Source organism: Roseomonas rosulenta (genome assembly GCF_016106005.1).
Taxonomy (GTDB): Bacteria; Pseudomonadota; Alphaproteobacteria; order Acetobacterales; family Acetobacteraceae; genus Neoroseomonas; species Neoroseomonas rosulenta.
In genome coordinates this window covers 1-1,565 of sequence record NZ_JACADR010000507.1, presented here as the reverse complement: position 1 = coordinate 1,565, position 1,565 = coordinate 1, and the positions used below count along the sequence as shown (strand labels likewise).

Below are 1,565 nucleotides of genomic sequence, written 5' to 3'. Positions count from 1 at the left end.
GCTGGCGCCGAGGTGACGGCGGTCGAGCGCGACGCCGCGCGCCTGGCCCGCCTGGCCGAGAACCTCGCGCGGCTGCGCCTGCCGGCCACGCTGGTGCAGGCCGATGCCGCCACCTGGACGCCGCCCGTGCCCTTCGATGCCATCCTGCTGGACGCGCCCTGCACCGCCACCGGCACCATCCGGCGCCACCCTGACGTGGCGCATGCCAAGCGCGCGCGGGACGTGCCCGCCGCCGCCCAGGCGCAGGCCCGCCTGCTGGCCGCAGCGGCGCGCATGCTGAAGCCCGGCGGGCGGCTGGTCTTCGCCACCTGCTCCCTGCAGCCCGAGGAAGGGGAGGCGCACTTGGCCAGCGCCGCCGCGCTGGGCCTGGAACCGATGCCCTGGACCGCCGCCGACCTGCCCGGCCTGCCGGAGGCGATCACGCCCGCCGGCTGCCTGCGCACCCGGCCGGATTACTGGCCCGGGCGCGGCGGCATGGATGGCTTCTTCGCGGCGCGGTTCCGCCGGCCTTGACCGGGGCGGCGCGCCGGGGTGGTGGGCGGCAACCCCGGACGAACGCCTGGACCGGCCCGCGGCAGGCGCCGTTCGGCGCCGGATCGCCCTCAGCGCCGCGCCAGCGCCGCATGGGCCCGGGCCAGGCGGAAGATCTCGCGGTCCAGCGTGGTCAGGCGCTGCAGCTCGGCCCTTGCCTCGGGCGTGATCTCCTCCTCGACCACCGGCTCGAGGCCAGGAACGGCCTGGTTGCGCGTGTTCAGCCGGGCCAGGTCGACCAGCCGCGGCATGCCGAAGGCCAGCGCCACCCGCGCGTAGACCTGCGCGAGGTTGCTGTTGAAGCCGACCACGTCCATCGCCAGCAGGTTGCCCGTGGCGCGGTGCATCACCTCGAGCTCGGAGATGGCGATACCCACCCCCGCGGCGGCAAGCACGTAGCCGCCATCGGCGGCGACGTTCACCCCGCCCGCGAGCGCGCGCGCCATGACATTGCTGACCGTGTACTGCACCCGCGGGTCGGGGTTGCGCAGGAAGTCGAGAAGGTTCGCGCTGGCGCGCGCGATCGACGCCTCGGGCAACGGATGCCGCGCCAGCCGCTCGGCGCCGTGCCGGCGCAGGAAATAGTAGGCCGAGAGCAGGCGCTCGACCGGCGGGCGCAGCACCGTCACGGTGAACAGCGGCCCCGTGATCAGCCGCAGCTGGTCGTACACGAAGTGCCCCGCGAAATATCGGTAGGCCGCCAGCCGTTCGGGCGGGATCAGGTGCAGGTCCGGCCCGGTGGAGGGGCAGATCTCCTCCGGCCGGAAGAAGGCCGAGAAATGGTGGTGCAGCGTGGTTCCGCCGGTTTTGGGCAGATGCAGGAACACGAGCCGCCGACCGGCGCCAGGCGGATATGCGGGAAGGCTCATGCGGCAGGGATACCAGCGGCCCGAAGCGCGCCGCAAACGGTGGCGGCGCCCGGCCAGTCAGGCCTTCGCGAAGGCGGCCTTGCGCAGGGGCCGGCGCCGGGCCGGGGATGATGGCCGCGCGGGCTGGCCCGCTGCTCCGCCCAGCGCCGCGGCGGCGGGCGCGGG

At 75.1% G+C, this 1,565-nt stretch carries 1 protein-coding gene and 1 pseudogene; one reads left to right on the top strand and one right to left on the bottom strand.

What is annotated here, in order from left to right; all coding sequences use genetic code 11:
• Positions 1–513: pseudogene (locus HW578_RS26360) on the top strand (rRNA cytosine-C5-methylase); the annotation flags it as partial.
• Positions 514–602: 89 nt separating this feature from the next.
• Here HW578_RS26360 and HW578_RS26355 read toward each other — a convergent pair.
• Positions 603–1,400: a sulfotransferase family protein gene (locus HW578_RS26355; protein ID WP_198373668.1), complete on the bottom strand. Its 798-nt coding sequence runs from the start codon at positions 1,398–1,400 to the stop codon at positions 603–605.
• Between the last annotated feature and the right edge of the window lie 165 nt (positions 1,401–1,565).